The 14,552-nt window shown below is 58.7% G+C and carries 11 protein-coding genes and 1 pseudogene; 6 read left to right on the forward strand and 6 right to left on the reverse strand.

The genetic code is table 11. The features are described 5' to 3' along the window. Positions 1-338 precede the first annotated feature (338 nt). Both CJ255_RS04490 and CJ255_RS04495 read left to right on the forward strand, forming a co-directional pair. A pseudogene (locus CJ255_RS04490) lies at positions 339-1,452 on the forward strand (IS1-like element ISBeg1 family transposase). Between the two features lie 326 nt (positions 1,453-1,778). Continuing rightward, positions 1,779-2,900, forward strand: a complete 1,122-nt coding sequence (locus CJ255_RS04495; RefSeq protein ID WP_097642898.1) for a class F sortase — start codon at positions 1,779-1,781, stop codon at positions 2,898-2,900. A 312-nt stretch (positions 2,901-3,212) separates the two neighbouring features. On the opposite strand, the gene CJ255_RS04500 is transcribed toward CJ255_RS04495, so the two are convergent. Beyond that, positions 3,213-4,844 carry a protein O-mannosyl-transferase family gene (locus CJ255_RS04500; protein ID WP_097642899.1) on the reverse strand — a complete coding sequence of 544 codons (1,632 nt, stop codon included), beginning with the start codon at positions 4,842-4,844 and terminating at the stop codon, positions 3,213-3,215. 176 nt (positions 4,845-5,020) lie between these two features. On the opposite strand from CJ255_RS04500, the gene radC reads away from it, so the two are divergent. Beyond that, positions 5,021-5,719, forward strand: a complete 699-nt coding sequence (gene radC / locus CJ255_RS04505; protein WP_097642900.1) for a RadC family protein — start codon at positions 5,021-5,023, stop codon at positions 5,717-5,719. Positions 5,720-5,789: 70 nt separating this feature from the next. Then, positions 5,790-6,560: a sulfite exporter TauE/SafE family protein gene (locus CJ255_RS04510; protein WP_245863192.1), complete on the forward strand. Its 771-nt coding sequence runs from the start codon at positions 5,790-5,792 to the stop codon at positions 6,558-6,560. Positions 6,561-6,626: 66 nt separating this feature from the next. Here the strand turns inward: CJ255_RS04510 and CJ255_RS04515 are convergent, their stop codons facing one another. The 3 genes from CJ255_RS04515 to CJ255_RS23340 all read right to left on the reverse strand — a co-directional run bounded on the left by CJ255_RS04515 (position 6,627) and on the right by CJ255_RS23340 (position 10,047). Beyond that, positions 6,627-8,294: an ArnT family glycosyltransferase gene (locus tag CJ255_RS04515; RefSeq protein ID WP_097642901.1), complete on the reverse strand. Its 1,668-nt coding sequence runs from the start codon at positions 8,292-8,294 to the stop codon at positions 6,627-6,629. Between the two features lie 202 nt (positions 8,295-8,496). After that, positions 8,497-9,432: a methionyl-tRNA formyltransferase gene (gene fmt, locus CJ255_RS04520; protein WP_097642902.1), complete on the reverse strand. Its 936-nt coding sequence runs from the start codon at positions 9,430-9,432 to the stop codon at positions 8,497-8,499. Positions 9,433-9,750: 318 nt separating this feature from the next. Further along, positions 9,751-10,047, reverse strand: coding sequence for a hypothetical protein (locus CJ255_RS23340; RefSeq protein ID WP_165774566.1), 297 nt, complete (start codon positions 10,045-10,047; stop codon positions 9,751-9,753). On the opposite strand from CJ255_RS23340, the gene CJ255_RS04530 reads away from it, so the two are divergent. Beyond that, positions 10,046-10,993, forward strand: a complete 948-nt coding sequence (locus tag CJ255_RS04530; protein WP_097642904.1) for an MDR/zinc-dependent alcohol dehydrogenase-like family protein — start codon at positions 10,046-10,048, stop codon at positions 10,991-10,993. The two genes, CJ255_RS23340 and CJ255_RS04530, sit on opposite strands and share 2 nt — an antisense overlap. Before the next feature lie 164 nt (positions 10,994-11,157). Continuing rightward, the gene (locus CJ255_RS04535) at positions 11,158-12,147 is read left to right on the forward strand and encodes a GGDEF domain-containing response regulator (protein WP_165774567.1); all 990 of its coding nucleotides are present in this window, start codon (positions 11,158-11,160) and stop codon (positions 12,145-12,147) included. On the opposite strand, the gene CJ255_RS04540 is transcribed toward CJ255_RS04535, so the two are convergent. Both CJ255_RS04540 and CJ255_RS04545 read right to left on the reverse strand, forming a co-directional pair. Continuing rightward, a complete protein-coding gene (locus CJ255_RS04540) occupies positions 12,107-13,537 on the reverse strand; it encodes a hypothetical protein (RefSeq protein WP_097642906.1) in 1,431 nt (476 codons plus the stop codon). The two genes, CJ255_RS04535 and CJ255_RS04540, sit on opposite strands and share 41 nt — an antisense overlap. Then, positions 13,534-14,544 (reverse strand): AAA family ATPase, encoded by a 1,011-nt coding sequence (locus CJ255_RS04545; RefSeq protein WP_097642907.1) that lies wholly within the window; start codon positions 14,542-14,544, stop codon positions 13,534-13,536. Before CJ255_RS04545 ends, CJ255_RS04540 begins: the two co-directional genes overlap by 4 nt. Positions 14,545-14,552: the final 8 nt, after the last annotated feature.

Consider the following 14,552-nt stretch of genomic DNA (forward strand, 5'->3'; position numbering starts at 1 on the left):
GAGGTACTCAGAGTGACAAAGTAATGGGGTACGCAACAAAATCTGCTTCCCCAACAGCGCTCCTTTTGCGCTATTGCTTTATATTAAATGTGTGTTAGGTACACTTGATTTCATATTGCTATCAAGTATAGCATTATAGCACTGTTTGTTACTTTTGGGTAGTGTCCCTCAACTGCCTTGATGAGGTACGATAGTTCATTTACACGTTTTCTGGTACTCTGTACGAAGCAGCAAGTGACTGTTTCGTGAGGATCAGATGGATTGGGAAACACTCTACTGTCCGAATCAGCAGTGTGGCTCTTACGGCGTGGTCTTTCGCCAGAGCTGCCTCGTACGCAATGGTTCAAGTCATGGTCATAAGCAAGCCTTGTGTCGTTCCTGCGGGCAAAGCGTGAGTATACGATATGGTACTGCTTACTTGGATTTGAATACTGATCCATCGCTCTTCGAGATGGCCGTGCGTGCCTTGGCAGAGGGCAATTCGCTCCGCAGTACGGCGCGGATTGTCCAAATTGACAAGGACACCGCGTGTAACTGGCTGCATCGGGCCGCAACGCATTGCCGTCTGGTGATGCTGTCCCTCTGGCGTGACGTGGTGGTGACCGAATGCCAACTCGACGAATTGTGGGGGTTTGTGCATACGAAAAACGAACATCTTGCGGGTGCCAAAATGCTCTCAGCAACCTATGGTGATACGTGGATTTGGCTGGCCTTTGCGCCTGCCTATCGGTTGGTTGTGCATTTCTCGCCGGGAAACGCACACAGGCGGAAGCGAATTTGTTGCTTGAGCGGGTAGCATATGTGAGTCCGTCGACCATCCCGTTCTTTACCAGTGACCAACTGGCAGCGTATCGGACGGCATTGTTGCATGTGTATGGTCAGTGGGAACAACCCGTGCGGCAAGGCTCGCGGGGCCGTCATCCACACCGCCGTCGTGTAGCACCGCCGGAACTCTTGTATGCCCAGGTCGTGAAACAACGTGAGCGTGGTGCCGTCGTATCGGTCAGCACCGAGGTTGTCTTTGGTGATGCGGCAGCCATTGAGGCACGGCTGGCCGAATCGTCGAGCAGCCATGCGGTGAATACGAGCTTTGTTGAACGCACGAATTTGAGCGTCAGACAGCACAATCGTCGCTTGACACGCAAGACATTGGGCTTCAGCAAAGAACGATCTTGGCTTGAAAAACAACTGTGGCTTTCCTTGGCATATTACCACTTGGTTCTTCCACACGATAGCTTGCGGGAAGAGTTGACTGAACCAGAACCAACTCGTGGTGATGGTTCAGCCCGTCGCTGGCGTTAGGTTACCCCTGCAATGGCTGCAGGAATCACCGATCACGTCTGGACAACGAGCGAGTTGTTGTCCTATCGAGTACCGGTCTCCTTTTTAGAGCAGTTGGAAAAGTTGGAACATTTGTTTCCTTCTCCTGATTCTGCTCATCAAGGCAGTTGAGGGACACTACCCACTTTTGGGGTATGCTCTTAGGACTACCGCCCTAATACCAATTACCCTCGCACCACACCAACGCCCATCTGAACGCAACCTATGGTATATTTCGGGGGTGAACCATGCGCCTACGCTGGTTCGATCCGCTTTCGACATCCTTCTGTAATCAAAGCCTAAGAAGCTGTCTGAAAAGCCGGGGGGCACACGCTGGAGTGCCGGCTTTAGCCGGCTGAAGCCGGCACTCCAACGCCAACCCATTGTAGATTGTAGATTGCCGAACATGGCGTCCCAATGGGCTTTCGTGTTCTTGATTTGGTATTAGGAGGGGCTCTATGCTGGCACAGCGCATCGTGGTGACCATAATTCTGTTCGCGCTTGTTGTGCTTGGTTTACTTCATCCACAGCCCGCGCACGCCCAAGGTGAGCGCTGTTTCAGCGAGACAAGCTATTGTATTGCGGGTGAGATCCGCCGCTTCTGGGAGCAGAGTGGGGGCTTGCCGGTCTTTGGCTTTCCAATCACTCCGTTGCAAGAGGAGGTGATCGAGGGGCGGCGCATCCAGGTGCAGTGGTTCGAGCGCCATCGCCTCGAATTGCACCCCAATCTCGCCCCGCCCTACCGCGTCCAACTCGGGCGTTTGGGGGTGGATCGGCTTGCACGCGACGGGCGCAGTGGCGTCCATGGCAATGCCAGCAGTGCTGAAGCGGGTTGCCACTTCTTCCCTGAAACCGGCCATACTGTGTGTGGCGAATTTTTGGCCAACTGGCGTTCCGCCGGGGTTGAGTTGGACGGCCAGCGCGGCTTTAGCGCAGCCGAAAACCTCGCCCTCTTTGGTCTGCCCATCAGCGCCCCTCAAGAGGAGCGCCTCAGTGATGGGAATGTCTACCTGGTACAGTGGTTCGAGCGGGCACGCATGGAGTTGCATCCCGACCTCCCAGCCGGACGGCGCATTCTCAACGGCCTGCTTGGGGCCGAAATGGAGCCTCAAGCCCAAGCGCGCCCTCAGCGCAGCCAGTTGCAGCCGGTACGCATCAGCATCCCCGCAATTGGCCTCGATACCCAGATTGTCTCGGTGGGCCTTGATGCCCAAGCCGTGCCGATTGTGCCGCACCACGATGTGGGTTGGTACAACCTGAGTGCTGTGCCTAGTGAAGGCGACAATGTCGTCCTCTGGGGCCATGTGCTGCGCTGGTCTCATGCGCCCCACATTCCGGCCCCCTTCGCCCAAGTACGCAACCTGCAACTCGGTGCCACGATCATCATCACCACGCGCAACGGCGAACAGCATAGCTACCGCGTCAGCGCACAGCGCTGGGTGCGCCCCGACGAAGTGAGCTACATCCTGCCCCAAGGCAGCGAACGGCTCACCCTTGTCTCCTGCATTGGCGACCAGGTCATCCAGGATGGCTCGGTGGTGGATATGAGCCACCGTTTGATTACGATTGCAACGCGGTAGTGAGGAGGCGAGGATGCGTGAGGCGATGACGCGAAGCTCCTCGCCTCCTCGCGTCATCGCCTCCTCGCGTCATCGCCTCGCCTCCTCGCGTCATCGCCTCCTCGCGTCATCGCCTCGCCTCCTCGCGTCATCGCCTCCTCGCCTCATCGCCTCGCCTCCTCGCGTCATCGCCTCGCCTCCTCGCGTCATCGCCTCCTCGCCTCCTCGCCTCGCCTCCTCGCGTCATCGCCTCCTCGCGTCATCGCCTCGCCTCCTCGCGTCATCGCCTCCTCGCGTCATCGCCTCGCCTCCTCGCGTCATCGCCTCCTCGCCTCATCGCCTCGCCTCCTCGCATCCTCGCGTCATCGAACGTAACTCCCCACTAGCCACCTGCACAACCCAACACGGCGGGCGGGTGGGATTCTGGGCGATGAGCGCCATGTCCCAGCCGGAGCCAAGACCATGGGGTAGCACAAGATCAGGATAGTAGCGGCGCAGGTTCGCCCGGTACCAATCGTAGGGTAGCAGCGGGGTGACTACCAACACCAGATCGGGGCGCTGGCCCTGGCCATAGTGGGCATACCAGAGTGGGAAGCTGTCGCGATCTTCGCGGGTGAAGATGATCGCTCCGGTTGGCGCTTGGGCCAAGAGGGTTGCACTGAATTGCGCTGCCGCCTGATCATGGCGTGCCGCCCGCATTGCGGGCCATGGGCTTGTAAGGCGCAAGAGCAGCAGTACGAGCAGTAAAACCAGCAGGATACTAGGGGTTATGCGTGCAATCTTCTGGCTAACCACCAAAACCCACGCCACTGCCACGCCAACGCCCACCGCACCAAGCAGCAGCACCGGCAGCAGGTAGACCTGAGCGTCATGGCTGCGGTAGCCCACCGCGAAGGCGAGAGTCACGAGGGCGACAAGGAGCATGGCGAGGCGCAACGGGGCTGCCGTTCGCATTGGTACCAGCAGCAGCCCCGCGAGGGCCAGCCCAAGTCCCAGGCTGCCCATTTGGGCATACAGCAACTCCAAGGCGTAACTCAAGGGGCGCTCTAGGGGCTGCAAGGCCATATGGTGGTAGAGTTGGCCACTCACCAACCAAACCAACCCCTCGATACTGCGTGGATCGCCCCAACTCGCCGGGGTCGCCCCGGCCCGCACGGGCAATAGCAGGTAGACCATCAGGCCCAAGAGCAACCAAAGTAGGCAACGAGCTACCGGCTGCCACGGCAGGTAAGCCGAGATGTTTGAGGCACTAGTTCGGAGCCACGTTACAATCTTTCGCGGACGCGAGGAGGTGAGGGCTTCGCGTCCTCGCCCCCTCGCGTCACGTATTGCCACCGCCCAACAGCGCCAGACCAAAAGCAACAGCAGCGCCACCACCGTTGCCGCAGCGGTCAGATGGTTGCCCAAAGCCAAGCCAGCACTAAGCCCAGCAAGGCCTACCTGCTGGGCGCTTGGCAGAGCCATACGGTCATGGTGGGTTGGCGGCACACACCAACCCGCAGCCCACCACCAGAGTAGGGCCGAGCAGAGCGCATGCAGGCTATAGACCTCCACAATGACCGCTTGGCTCCAGAAGAGCGGGGTAAAGCCCAACCAGAGCGCGGCAAAGCCAGCGGCCACAGCGGACTGCCAGCCCTGCAGCGGGCTCAGAGTCAGCACGAGTTGCACCACGAGTAGCGCACTCAGAATCGCACACAGCGCAGAAAAGATCGCCTGCTGCAATGCTAGATCGCCCAACGGCAACCAACGAAAGCCGTCCATGAGCAGCAGATAGCTCGGATAGCCTGTAGGATGCGGCACCCCACCAGTCGCCACTGCGGTCAGCAGATCGCCGCTATCGGCCCCGTGGTGCGCCCAGGTCACCCCTGGCACCAACGTCAGCCCGTAGACCAGACTGAGCACCAGGGCCACGAGCATAATGGTGAGGAGACGCATAGGGCGTTCAGGGAGTGAGTAGTGGTGCAAATTTTTATACCTTTTGAGTGAACGTTGTTATGGGCAACAGACTTCATCCTTCATCCTTCATCCTTCATCCTTCATCCTTCATCCTTCCCCAAAAGCGTATCTTTTGGCCTGTTCCAACGGTATAGATACAGAGAGACTCAATTGCAGGGTCTCAAACAAGCTCCCAGGAGAAGGATATGAGCGTGTATCAGCCTCGAATTAAGGAAATACCACTCAGCGACCAGCCGCGTGAACGGTTAGTGCTTGTTGGCCCCGGCGCCCTGAGCGACGCCGAACTCTTAGCCATCCTCTTGCGCGTCGGCGTGCCAGGGCTCAATGTGCTGAACCTCGCGCAACAGATGTTGCACGAGCATGGCGGCTGGCCTGGGCTGTTGCGTATGGATTACCATGATCTCTGTCAGCGCCACGGCATGGGCGCGGCGAAAGCGGCAACGGTGAAGGCTGCCCTCGAGATTGGCCGACGCCTGCTGCTCGCTGGCCCCGATGAGCGTATGCAGATCAAGAGCCCCGCCGATGCTGCGACCCTGCTTATGGTTGAGATGGGCCATCTCGATCAAGAACACCTGCGTGCTGTGCTGCTCGATACCAAAAACCGCGTCCAACAGGTAGCAACGATCTACATCGGTAGCGTTAACAGCGCCCAGATCCGCATCGGTGAGATCTTCAAAGAGGCGATTCGGCGCAATAGTGCTGCCCTGATTGTAGCCCATAACCACCCCTCTGGAGACCCCACCCCCTCACCAGAGGATGTCCTCGTGACGCGCCAGATTGTTGAGGCCGGGAAGCTCCTCGATGTAGAGTGCCTGGACCACCTGGTCATTGGGCACGGACGCTATGTGAGCATGCGCGAACGGGGCTTGGGGTTTACGGTATAATGCCATTTCAGATTGTAGATTGTAGATTGTAGATTGCCGAACATGGCGTCCCAAAGGAATTCTCACCCCCATGCCCATCGAACCAACCCATATGTTCCTCCTCTTCATCGCCGCCATGGTTGCAGGCATACTCAATGCTGTTGCGGGCGGGGGGAGTTTTATTTCGTTTCCGGCACTCCTTTTTACCGGAGTGCCGGCCATTCCGGCCAATGCGACCAATACTGCCGCCTTGTGGCCAGGTGCGGCGGCGAGTGTTGGTGCCTACCGCGAGGAGTTGCAGCGTCAGCGGGGCCAACTGAAACTCTTTTCGGGCTTGAGCCTGCTCGGCGGGCTATTGGGGGCGCTGCTGCTGCTCCGTATGCGCGAGAGCGTCTTTGTGCAACTGATTCCCTACCTCATGCTCTTGGCCACGGTGGTCTTTATTGCCAGCCCGGCGATTACGCGCTTCACCCGCCAGCGGCAAGGCAGCACCGGCCAAGTGAGTCCCTTGCGCCGCTTGGGGCTGATGTTGGTCTATCTGCTCGTAGCGATCTATGGTGGCTTCTTCGGAGCCGGGCTGGGCATCTTGACCCTGGCGGTTCTCGCGCTGCTTGGCGGCGAAAATATTCACGAGATGAACGCGCTCAAAACCCTCCAAGCAGCACTGATCAACGGGATTGCCGTCTTCACCTTTATCTTCGCCGGGATCATCCAATGGCCCCAGATGATAATCATGACCACCGGAGCGATCATTGGGGGCTACAGCGGGGCCGCAGTAGCGCGGCGCATGCCCACCCGCGTCGTGCGGGGCATCGTGATTGTGATCAGCGTGGTGCTGACGACCTACTTTTTTGTAAGATAGCCTATATTCTATGTATATTTATTAGGGTTTTCTATCGTAACAAAAGTATACCAGCTTTCGCTCGCCCTAACCATCCTGTAGTTCCCTCCGTTCAAACAGATCAAATCCGCCTATAGTTGCCGTCAACTGATAGCCCTGCTCCTCAAAGAAGGGGTGAACGCCAATTGGACGCACGTTGTGGTAGGTGATGATCAGTGGGGGCGCATGCTGCCGTAAGCTGGCAAGCAGTTCCTCGCGGGCACTGGGCAGACGATCCACGGGGTAGTCGTAGACAAAGCGAGAACTAGGACGGCGCTGGGCGAGGTAGTAGATCTGTGGTTCGGCAGCCCAGACGAAGATAGGTTGATCGGGGGGGACGTTGTTTGCTACATAGGCGGCGACTTCGCGCGCATAGGCAAAGAAGTAGGCACCGTCCCATTCGTAGAGTTGGCTGATCTGGTCGTTGGGTTCCATCTGGCGCAGTTCGGCTATCTCGTTGGGCACGGGGGCGATCAGGGCGCCTGTGATAAGGCTGGCAAGCAGCGCGGCGATCCAGGTTTGGCCCATGCGTTGGGCCAGACCTTGGGCCCACCACGCCAGCCCGGCCCCCGCCCAGAGGCTAAAGATGGGCATGGCGGCGAGGTAGTAGTGCGGGTAGGGCCGTAGGCTCAAGAAGGCCGTGGCTAACAGCGCCAAGCCCCACAGACTCACTAGGCTATGGGCGGCCAGCCAACCTATGGGCATGCTGCGTGGCTGAGGTGCAGCCTGCCCGCCTGTGGGTATGTGTTCAGCCTTGGCAAGTCCAGAAGAGCGGGCCTTCCGCCCTTGTCTGCTCTTTGAGGACGAGACGGCTTCACTCTCAGGCGCAGAGTCCATCGTGGGCTTACGGGCAGACGAGCGCCGCAGATAGAGCGCCATGCCTAGTGAAATCCAGAGCCAGCCCAATAACGCCGGCAGGCCTAGGGTGAGCATCGGTTGCCAAATGCGCCAGAGTTGCGCCCAGTTCCAGCCTTGCGCCAGGCTCTCGGCGGCATAGAGCCGGTTGTAGACCCAGAGTGCTTCGTAGGCCGCCCCTAGGGCTCCTTGCATCCAGATGATCAGCATGAAGGCCAAGAGGGGCGCGAGCAGCCCCAAGGCGGCGAGGCTCACCCCAAGCAGGATGCGCTGCCAAGTCCAACGCGCCAGCAGCGGGGCGAGCAATAAGGGCACCAGTAGCGCCAAACCGATGGGCTTGGCCAAGGTAGCCAAGCCTACCGCCACCCCGGCCCCAAAGAGCCAACCCGGCCTTTGGCGCAGCAGCGCCTCAACCGCCAAAAGACAGCCGAGGGTCGCGGGTAACATCAGTACCGCTTCGCTGTTGAATGTCAGCCCTTGAAAACGCCAACTACTCGCGTAGCTTAGGCAGAGCGCCAGACTGGCCAGGGCCGCAAGCCTGCCGTAGAGCCGCCAAGCCAACGCGAACAAGAGCCCGCCACTGACCATGAGGTAGCCGGTTGCCCATTGGCGCACGGCCACCACGGGATCGCCGGGGAGCGCCACTGCCCCCATATAAACAAGGTGTACCAAAGGGGGCTTGTGGTCGAAGAGATCGCGGTAGAGTACGTCGCCTGCAAGCAAACGTGCCGCGATGATTGCATAGGCCCCTTCATCCCGTTCGAGCGGCAGCGCATGCAGTGGTGCCCGCAGCCACCACGTAAACCCAACCAGCAGTAAGGCACAGAAGAGCGTAATGCGATGATGGTGCAGATGGTGCATTGGGCTATCATACCATGCGAGGACGAGGGAGCATGAGGCTACCGAGGGCACAGAGGATTACACCACAGAGGCACCGAGAGCGCAGAGCGTTGCACCACAGAGGCTACCGATATCTGATAATTTGGGCGTCCCTCCTAATCAGCAGCATCTCTGTGTTCTCTGTGCCTCTGTGGTAAAATTCTCTCCATCTCTCTCCACCTCTCTACACCTCAAAGCAGCCCAGCTTCCCCTTGAGCCCCGCCAGCCACGCGCTGCCGCTCATGGCCCGTCGCCCAGCCGGTTGCACCTCAAGTAACTCCAATGCCCCAGAGCCGGTTGCAACCAATGGCCCGCCGCTGTTCCCGCGCCCGATCAGACAACCCTTTGGCTCATTGCCCGCCCAATCAGCCTGCACCGCCGCCGCGAGAACCCGCAGACTCTGGCTTTGCCACAGGGTTGTTGTGCCAGGCCATGGATCATAGGCGCGCACCATACGCTCAAGTACGAGCGCAGGCAACGACCAATCGATCCATCCATGCTCCTTCTTGAGCATGGACGTTACCGAAGCCTGGGTATGGTCTTGCGGCTGGGGCACAAGCTCGCCTGCGGCATAGCGCGGCAACACATCCACCAACATGCGCGCCCCAAGCTGAAAGAGCTCATCGGTCAACGGGCCTGCGCGGGCAGTACGGGGCAACGGCACCACCGTCTGGGCCAAGAGCGGTCCACTATCCATGCCCGGATCAAGGCGCATCAGCGAAACCCCAGTCTCACTATCGCCCGCCAGAATCGCCCCTGCGACCGGGGTGGGGCCACGGTGCAAGGGCAGGAGCGAAGGATGAATATTGAGGTAGCCCAAGGGTGGAAGAGCCAGCATCTGCTTGCGTAGAATCGCCCCATAGGCCGCCACCACACCAACATCGGGGGCTAGAGCCGTAAGTTGAGCCAACACCTCAGGCTCGCGCAAATTCTCCGGTTGCAGCACCGGCAAACCCAACGCCTCCGCCGCCACCTTGACCGGCGGAGACGTCACCCGCCGCTCACGCCCCGCCCGCCGATCAGGCTGGGTCACCACCGCCACAATTTCATACCCCGCCGCTGCTAAAGCCTCAAGCGGATAGACTGCAAAGGCCGGACTGCCAAGAAAGATGAGTCGCATTATTGCCTCTAGTTTAGGAGAAGAGAGAACAGAGGAACAGGGGAACAGGGGAACAGAGAACAGAGAACAGGGGAACAGGGGAACAGGGGAACAGAGAACAGGGGAACAGGGGAACAGAGAACAGAGAACAGAGAACAGGGGAACAGAGAACAGAGAACAGAGAACAGGGGAACAGAGAACAGAGAATAGGGGAACAGGGGAACAGAGAACAGAGAACAGAGAACAGAGAACAGAGAACAGAGAACAGAGAACAGGGGAACAGGGGAACAGAGTACCACCTCTTAATAATGTTCCAACCACATAACCCATTGCATCCTACTATGCTACCATAGTATAATTGCACTGTCGCAAGTTCTGTTCTCTTGCTCTTCTGTTCTTCTGTTCTTCTGTTCTCTTGCTCTTCTGTTCTTCTGTTCTCTTGCTCTTCTGTTCTTCTGTTCTCTTGCTCTTCTGTTCTCTTGCTCTTCTGTTCTTCTGTTCTCTTGCTCTTCTGTTCTCTTGTTCTTCTGTTCTCTTGCTCTTCTGTTCTTCTGTTCTCTTGTTCTCCTGTTCTTCTGCCCTCCTGTTCTTCCGTTCTTCTGTTCTTCTGTTCCTCTTTAAGGTACCCCCTAGCATGCAAGCACTCATCTTCGACGGAGAACTACATTTCAGATCGGACTTCCCTGAGCCTAAGCTGCGCCCGGGTGAGGCGCTGATTAGGCCGCAGCTAGTTGGCATCTGCAATACCGATATTGAGATTACCCGTGGCTACATGGGCTTCCAGGGTGTCTTGGGCCACGAGTTTGTTGGGACGGTAGTGGCCTGTGCCGATCAGACGTGGATAGGCCAACGTGTGGTTGGTGAGATTAATGCTGCCTGTTTAACATGTCCAACCTGTCTGCGTGGCGATTATACCCACTGCCCACACCGTTCCACCCTGGGTATCTTTCAGCGCGATGGGGTGATGGCTGAGTGCTTTAGCCTCCCGATTCATTGTCTGCACCGCGTTCCGCCTACTGTCAGCAATGAGGCCGCCGTCTTTACCGAGCCGCTCGCGGCAGCTTTGGCCATCCTCGATCTGCACCATCTACGCCCAAGCGATCGGGTTGCGGTCGTGGGCGACGGCAAGTTGGGTGCAATGATCGTCCAGACGCTACGCTTAAGCGGTGCTGAAATGACCTTGGTAGGGCGTCATCCCGAACGTTGGCAACTCTTTCAGAGCCAGGGCATCGCCTGTTGCCATAGCGATGATCTTGGTCAGGCCCAGTTTGATTTCGTGGTGGATTGTACCGGTCAAGCGGCTGGCCTGGCTACCGCACGGGCGCTGGTGCGCCCACGCGGGCGTTTGCTGCTCAAGAGTACCTTCCACGGCCCTTCGCAACTCAATCTCACCCAGTTGGTGATAGATGAGGTACTCCTGCTTGGGTCACGCTGTGGCCCCTTTGCCCCCGCCCTGCGTCTCCTTGAACGCCGCTTGATTGAGACCGAACCGTTGATCCATGCCCGCTACCCCCTTGCTGAAGCTATCAGCGCCTTCGCTGCCGCCCACGGAGCTATGAAGGTACTCTTAGAGGCTATCTGAAAAGTCTATGAACTGGCGCTAGAGTGCCGGCTTCAGCCGGCTAAAGCCGGCACTCCAGCGCGTACCCACTAGCTTTTCAGACAACCTCTTAGAACTTGCATAGCTTATGGAAACTTGACTACCCATACCCAGTGCCTATGCTCACCCTTCCCTTGAGGAGCGTTTTGTCACTTAGCCACGCCACGCAGTTTGCTGAACAGACTACCAATGCGTCACCCAGAATTTTGCTGGCTGACGATGACATGAGTTTTTGTCAGTTGATGTCGATCCTGCTTGGTCATGCGGGCTACCACCTCATTGTGGTCAATAATGGCCATGATCTTGTTCGCACGGCTCAAGAAGAACGTCCCGACCTACTCTTGATCGATCTGGTGATGCCTAACCTTGATGGCTATGAGGCGTTGCGCCAACTACGCAATGATAGTCGTACCGCCCACCTGCCGATTATGATCCTGAGTGCCCGTAGTGATGCCTCCGATCTCGTGTGTGGCTTTGAGACTGGGGCTGATGACTATATTACCAAGCCGGTCACGAATGAAGAGTTACTGGCACGGATTCGTGGCCAATTGCGTCGTGCGAACCGCCGCCCTGTCCATAGCCCGCTTACAGGGTTGCCCGGCAATGCGCTGCTGATTGAAGAGATCCGCTACCGTATTCAGCGTAAGCTCAGTTTTGCGCTGCTGCACCTCGATCTGACCAACTTTAAAGCCTTTAATGACACCTATGGCTTTGCGCGTGGTGATCAGGCAATTCATCTGCTGGCCAATCTCCTGCGTGAACGCACAACCAATGAATCCGGGAGCTTCGTGGGGCATATTGGTGGCGATGATTTTGCGCTGCTCTGCATGCCCGAACGCGCTATACCCTTAGCCCATGCCATTATCGCTCAATTTACCCAAGTCGCACCTAACCTCTATGATGAAGCACATCGGCTGCAAGGCTGCATTGAGGCCCAAGACCGCGAGGGTGTGTTGCGGCGCTTTGCGCTGATGGGCCTTGTTATCGGCGGTGCCATTCAGACGCCAGGCCGTTTCCAAACCCCCGAGAGCATTAGCCACTGCGTTGCTGTAATGAAGCAGTTTGCCAAACAGCACCCCACCAGCGCCTTTGTCGTCAGCCTTGCTGATCATCAGCCCCCTCTGACTGGCCCGTAGTGCGGTTAGGGTTATACCAAAACCCCAGCCAGCAGAGCGCTGCGAGGATGAGCATGAGCGCCAAGAGCGCCAGTGAGGGTAGCGTTGCAACCGGTTGACGGGCTGCGTTGAGCGCCATGAGCCCGGCCCAGGGCCAGAGTTCGATGCTGCCAAAAGGGGTGAGCCCGCTTTGCAATTGGGCCGCAATCGGTGCAAGCAGGTTGGGGATGATTAGTGGTGCGCCCAACGCTACTCCAACGCCGAGCCCAATGGTTTGGTAGTGCAGTAGGCTGGTAGGTTGTGCTCCTTGACGCGCCAAGCGGGCCACCGGCAACGCGGCAAGCAGCGCGGCGGCCCAGAGGCTTACGGCCAACAGTGTCATGCCCCCGGCAAGGGCGGCGGCTACAGCAAGCCATGCGCTGATGAAGGGGGCACTGAGCGGCAGAGCAGCGCAGAGCAACCAGTAGCTCCAGTGGGGCGCTTGGGGCTGGCTTAGGCTGAAATGGACAATCGGCATAAGCAGGAGGCTATACGTAGCAAGGATGATGCCCGCGTCGGAGCCGAGTCCCGCGCCGGTGATGATCAGTCCGCTGAGGTAGCCCCCTTGCCATGCCGCTGTCTCGTTGCTGGGCGCGACGGCCCCTTGCCATGCGGCGGCAAGGACGATGGCACCACCCACGAGCATCGTGGCGAAGAGCCAGCCTATGTTCCATGGCCCTAAGCTAAAGAGCCGCAAAAGACAGTAGAGGCATGCCACGTTGATCAACGGGTCGAATTGAGGTACTCGTCCGCGTACCAGATCGAGCCCGCCGCTGCCAATGGTGGCCGCCAAGAGCAACAGGCCAAAGCTGAGGCTGTTGAGCCCACTGCCCGCCATGGGTGCGGCGTAGTGCCATGCGCCACTCTGAAGACCAAGCAGGATCAGTCCACCCGCTGCTGCAAGGCTGGCCACGAGCAGAACTGCGAGAGATCCGAGAGCAGCGCTATTTTGTTGCGTACCTTGAACATAGGCATGACGACCACGGAGCAGCGCCGCACCCACGAGCAGGCCGCTCAAGAGCATCAGGTGACCAGTGAGCATAGCGAGACTCAACAGGATCACTGGTAGCAATAGGTGTACTTCTGCTCGCGTTGCAACCCCGCCCACCTGATCGCCTAGCTGCGACAAGCGCGGCCAGCGTTGCCGACCCTCTGTCTCACGGGCCATGAGATCTTCAGCATGAGCATCGTGCTGCTGTTGGCGTACTTCGCTGAGCCCATAGCCGGCAAGGACACACAGCAGCAGGGCGCTGAGCGCATCGGCACGTACCCAACCCTGGAGCCTACCTGGATCAAAGGGCCGGTCGGCAACAACGAGCAGCAGTACGAAGCCACTGGCCAGCAGGGCGAACAGGAACAGCGTACGCATCATCGGCGCGGCCCTGAGACCAACTCCTGGCGGCGGTAGCGACAGTGATCGCAGTAGGCTACGCGGTAGCCTGCGACGGTGGCGCGTTGCAACGGCCCACCACAATTGGGGCAACTCAACGAAAGCATGCTGCCTGCGCCGGTCACCACGGGTGGCACGCTTGGTTCAGGGCGGGCGGCGGGCGGCGGGGGCGTAACGGGCGGGCCATTGGGCGACGGATCACTCATGGATGCGGGGGGAGCAGCGGGGGTCGGGCGTAATCGAGCCTGAAAGCCCCACCTGCTACTCAGATGTTCCACAAGGCGCGCATAGTCAGCCGCCCCACGCGAGCGGGGGTCAAACTCATAGATCGAGCGCCCCAGCGCCGAAGCCTCCGAGAGGCGCACATTGACACGGATCGGCTCGGTGACGAGGGCACCATACTGGCTCCGCAGATCGTCGAGCAGGGCGACGGATTGGCGCGTGCGCGGATCATAGAGCGTAGGCACAATCGCACACAGGCTATTATTGCTCCCTTTGATCCGCATCAACTGATTGAGTAGGAGCGTAAGCCCCTTAAGCGAAAAGGGTTCGACCGTCGTTGGCACCAGCACATCGGTGGCGGCATTGAGCGCATTGATATTGAGAACCGTCAGCGAGCCACCGCAATCAATAATGGTGAAATCATAGTTCGCGTGGAGCGGCTTCAGGGTTTGTTCAAGCACACGGGGCCAATTGGGGCGTTGCGCCAACGCGGGTTGGGCCATCAGCAACGACTCATCGGCGGCAAGCAGATCGAGGTTAGGGCGGGCATTGGTGAGGCAATCGGCGGGTTGGGCCCCATCAACCAACACCTCGTAGAGCGTGCGACGCGGGCGGATACCAAGGGCCATCGCAAGATTACCTTGGGCATCAACATCCACCAACAGCACACGAGCGCCCTTGAGCGCCAAGCCCGCACTGAGATTAACGACCGTCGTCGTCTTGCCAATCCCGCCCTTAAGGTTTGTAACTGCAACCACACGGCCCATAGCTGCCT

The sequence above is a fragment of the Candidatus Viridilinea mediisalina genome (assembly GCF_002532535.1).
Taxonomy (GTDB): Bacteria; Chloroflexota; Chloroflexia; order Chloroflexales; family Chloroflexaceae; genus Viridilinea; species Viridilinea mediisalina.

What these genes read in the sequence shown, in the direction of transcription:
- CJ255_RS04495 (WP_097642898.1), top strand. Translation starts at nt 1,779, where the DNA reads ATGCTGGCACAGCGCATCGTGGTGACCATAATTCTGTTCGCGCTTGTT.
- radC (WP_097642900.1), top strand. Translation starts at nt 5,021, where the DNA reads ATGAGCGTGTATCAGCCTCGAATTAAGGAAATACCACTCAGCGACCAG.
- CJ255_RS04510 (WP_245863192.1), top strand. Translation starts at nt 5,790, where the DNA reads ATGCCCATCGAACCAACCCATATGTTCCTCCTCTTCATCGCCGCCATG.
- CJ255_RS04515 (WP_097642901.1), bottom strand. Translation starts at nt 8,294, where the DNA reads ATGCACCATCTGCACCATCATCGCATTACGCTCTTCTGTGCCTTACTG.
- fmt (WP_097642902.1), bottom strand. Translation starts at nt 9,432, where the DNA reads ATGCGACTCATCTTTCTTGGCAGTCCGGCCTTTGCAGTCTATCCGCTT.
- CJ255_RS04530 (WP_097642904.1), top strand. Translation starts at nt 10,046, where the DNA reads ATGCAAGCACTCATCTTCGACGGAGAACTACATTTCAGATCGGACTTC.
- CJ255_RS23340 (WP_165774566.1), bottom strand. Translation starts at nt 10,047, where the DNA reads ATGCTAGGGGGTACCTTAAAGAGGAACAGAAGAACAGAAGAACGGAAG.
- CJ255_RS04540 (WP_097642906.1), bottom strand. Translation starts at nt 13,537, where the DNA reads ATGATGCGTACGCTGTTCCTGTTCGCCCTGCTGGCCAGTGGCTTCGTA.
- CJ255_RS04545 (WP_097642907.1), bottom strand. Translation starts at nt 14,544, where the DNA reads ATGGGCCGTGTGGTTGCAGTTACAAACCTTAAGGGCGGGATTGGCAAG.